We start from the raw sequence: 3,860 nt of genomic DNA on the forward strand, positions 1-3,860 counted from the left end.
ACCTTAATTTTACCACAAATGGATGCTCTTTTTTATTCACTTAACAAGTGAAAAGCAATATGCAATTAAAATACAGTAACTATGTGGCTTTCAGCCACAATCACGGCTTTGCCGTGAATAATTCAGGATTAATAGGCAAATTTATTAATGCGCAATTAACATTTCTCATCAAAACTTTCCACCTCGACCTCCGTGAGTCGAACCGGAAGCCGATCTGTGCGTACTGCTTCCATGCATAGTACCACTACTACTGTTATGTGCGCCACCTCCGGATGTTTTGCTATCCTTCGGTTTTGCGGTGCGCGCGATTGTGTGATAGAGAAAGAGATCACGACTTGCATTCAAATGAAAACTGCCTTTTTTTACATAGCTGTTTGCAGTCGCCTGCGGGCGAACCGTCTTCATTCCACTAACCATACTGCCAACAACTACTCCGGCAAGTCCCGCCCCAATCAAAATAGAAAGAGGAATCCACATCACCGGCATTTTCTCTTCGGAAAAATCTTCATTATCATAAGGATTTCCATTTCTCGCACGCGTGATAAAATCATCACACAGAGAAGCATATGTCTCAAAAGCCTGCGCATAGTCTCCATCTGCAAGATCCAGTGTCATCGCTTCCCCTATGTATTCAATTCCTGCATCTGTAAACGCAGTAATCCCAAACCCATGTGTATCAATGTACCAATCACGATCTTCCATGCTGATGAGAAGCAAAATCCCATCTTTTTCTTTTCCATAACCAAACTTGCAAGATTCATAGATATTCTCTGCATAATCTGACACACGATCATATCCACCCAGATCCGGAGTCACCACAAGCGTCACATCCATCTTCTGACGAATACTGATTTCATCCAAGCGTTCCTGAAGATCATACTCTTCCGCTTTCGTGAGAACTCCTGCCAGATCACTGACTCGATCGTACTCATCCGCAAATCCCCCCTTGGCAAAAGCTGACATCACCATCAAACCACAATATATCAGGCAGACAAGGAGCATCCACAGAAACAGGCGTAATCGCTTTAATTTTTTCTTTTTCATCATTCTATTCCGCTCTCCCTCCCTGCTTAAATTCCAACCAGATGCAACAGGTAAACTCCTCCATAAGTGAGAACACTGAACACAGCCGTTAACCCCAGCATCCATTTCACAGCAACCGATTTATCAACTGGAAGATCTCCGACAAATTTTCCGGTCTGACCATTCATCGCAAACGTATATTTCTTTCCATTCCAAGTTGTATTCAAAAGCCACACTGGATACAGCGCATACTTTGCCTTTCCACCATGAAGCTGAATCCTGCTGTTCTCCGGCATAACTGTGGCATATCCCTGCACCGTATTCCGAAATGCCTCCTCTGTGGAACGTCTTACACGCGTATTTGCCCGCTCAATGCTCTCTTCTGCTGTCACATCATGCTTATCCGCCAAATATCCCGCCAGATAAGCTGTCTGAAAATCTACTGCCTGCGAACAATCATACGGCTCGATGGATTCCATCAGTTCATCCGCCATCTTGGCAGAACCATCCACAGGAACATTTTCAAATGCCACCTTGCCTTCCCGATGAAGCAGAAAATACCTCGTCTCTGTATAATAATAATTCCGATCACTCCAACTGCGCACCTTTGTCGCCCGATAGCGCACCTGAGCATCCGCATCTGTGTCAAAAAGCCAGAACGGAACATAAATTCCCTTGATTTCCTCAATGTGATTCTGATCTTTAAAAATCTTGGGTAAAAGACGCTTTCCAGTCAAATATCGGTTAAGAGCCTGCTTCGCTGACTTCTTGTCCAGTTTAAACGGAATCACCAGATCAGGCTTTAGAGTTCCGGAAAACTGATCCATCATCACGATCGGCGTCCCGCAAAATGGACAGGCTGTCGCACCCGTATTAACGTCTGCGATGATTTCTCCCCCACAGGAGTTACAGATAAATGATCGAAGACCTTCCGTTTCACCTGCTTCCCATTTTTTTCCGGCAGTCGTCTCCCATTTCATCTGGTCCGGTTGTTCCTTCTGCAATTCTGCATCATAATTTTGAAGCGTCTCCATCTCAAATTCCGTGTCACAGAACGGACACTTCATTTTTTGAACAGTACTGTCAAACGCAAGCGATCCCCCGCAACAAGGACATTTATATTCCTGCATTGTCGGCATATCCTCATCACCTCACTTTTCTCATGCTTCCCATGAGCTATGAGCTCATCCTCTGTATCCTGCATATATATCTATATATTATCTATATATCCATGTTCATATATCGCTTAGTACCACTCATCTTCACATTTCACAATTCGCACAATACACGAACAATCGGCAATTATGATTTAAACTCAATCATCCGAGATACGGATTCTTTGCCCCACAGTTTGAACAGAATTTTCCCTTATTCACAGCTCCGCACGAACAAGTCCAGCTCTCATCGACCGGTCTCGGTGAACCGCACTCTGAGCAAAATTTACCCGTTGCAATCGCTCCGCATTTGCATTTCCATGAACCGATCTTCACCGGCTCCGGTCTCTTCGCTCCACATTCCGAACAAAACTTTCCGGTTGCCATTGCGCCACAGCTGCATTTCCATGCATCTCCATTCTCCGATGCTCCCACCTGTGAAGATGTCTGTAAAGCTGCTCCTGTACCACTCATTTCATTCAGCGCACCAAGTCCGGCATCCTTAGCACCTGCCATCTGCTGATTCATCCTCTGTTGATTGAGCATCTGTTGGTTCATCTGGTTCTGGACCCCCATATTATAAAGGTTCTGAGCCGAGGCAAATCCGCCCTGCGCCCCCATTCCAGTCATTCCCATGCCCATAAATCCTGTCATCGCACCAGCAGAATTCCCTGCCGCAGTCTGCATGGCATCTGCGGTCGCATTCGTCATGCGTCCTGCCATCATGAATGGATTCGCACCGACACTCGCCGCATCCTCCATCTCATTAATTTTCTTCAGATCTTCTTCCGTGAGAGTGATCGGATTCAACGCAATCTTCTCAACCGAAATCCCTCGATTCTCGATCCATTCCTGCTTTAAGGCATTGTTCATCGCTGCTTTAAGCGCATTTGCCTTTGCCGGAATCTGCGCCGGACGAAGCTCCTGCTCTGCCAACTCTCCAAAAGCCGGCTGTAAGGCATCAATAAACTCTGCTTTCAGCTGAGCGTCAATCTGGTCTCGCGTAAACTCATATTCCACATTTCCGCAAAGTCTCGTATAAAACCGCAATGGGTCAGAAATCACATAGGTGTAGACGCCATTACAGCGAACCTGTACGGTACGGCTGATCCCAATTCGCTTATTGACGACCTCAAACATAATCGGACTCGGCGTGCCAAACTTATTGTCAATGATCTCTTTCGTATTGAAATAATACACGCGCTGGTCTTTGCCTGTATCTCCGCCGTAAGTGAAACGCTTTCCAATTGTCTTAAACGTCGCCTTGATGCCCTCTCCAAGACCTCCAACAAAAACAGATGGCTCTGTGGACGTATCGTATGTAAATTCACCCGGCTCTGCGCAGACCTCCACGATCTTGCCCTGTTCCACAATGATCATACACTGACCATCTGCCACTGCAATCCCGGAACCATTGGAAATAATGTTATCATTTCCTCTCGTATTAGAAGAACGTCTCCCCGTTCGCTTCTGACCTCTTCTCATCAAAACATCATTTGGCAGAGCATCGCAATAGAAAAATTCCTTCCACTGATCCGCAAGTGTACCACCCAGTGCCCCAATTCCTGCTCGAATAAGTCCCATACTTCCGTTTCCTTTCGCAATGTATTTTGCAATTCACAAATAAATAACTAAAACTTCCCACACCGGTACGGTGTGTTGAACCTTGAAAATTCAATATTT

At 45.6% G+C, this 3,860-nt stretch carries 3 protein-coding genes; all 3 read right to left on the reverse strand.

The genetic code is table 11. From position 1 onward, the window contains the following. Nucleotides 1–168: 168 nt before the first annotated feature. Nucleotides 169–1,047, reverse strand: coding sequence for a TPM domain-containing protein (locus AC4EVX_RS12740; RefSeq protein ID WP_490160342.1), 879 nt, complete (start codon nt 1,045–1,047; stop codon nt 169–171). Nucleotides 1,048–1,070: 23 nt separating this feature from the next. Then, complete coding sequence (locus AC4EVX_RS12745; protein WP_490160343.1) at nt 1,071–2,162, reverse strand: hypothetical protein; 1,092 nt, start codon at nt 2,160–2,162, stop codon at nt 1,071–1,073. Between the two features lie 180 nt (nt 2,163–2,342). Continuing rightward, nucleotides 2,343–3,761: an SPFH domain-containing protein gene (locus tag AC4EVX_RS12750; protein ID WP_490160344.1), complete on the reverse strand. Its 1,419-nt coding sequence runs from the start codon at nt 3,759–3,761 to the stop codon at nt 2,343–2,345. Nucleotides 3,762–3,860: the final 99 nt, after the last annotated feature.

The organism is Brotaphodocola sp. (assembly GCF_983179755.1).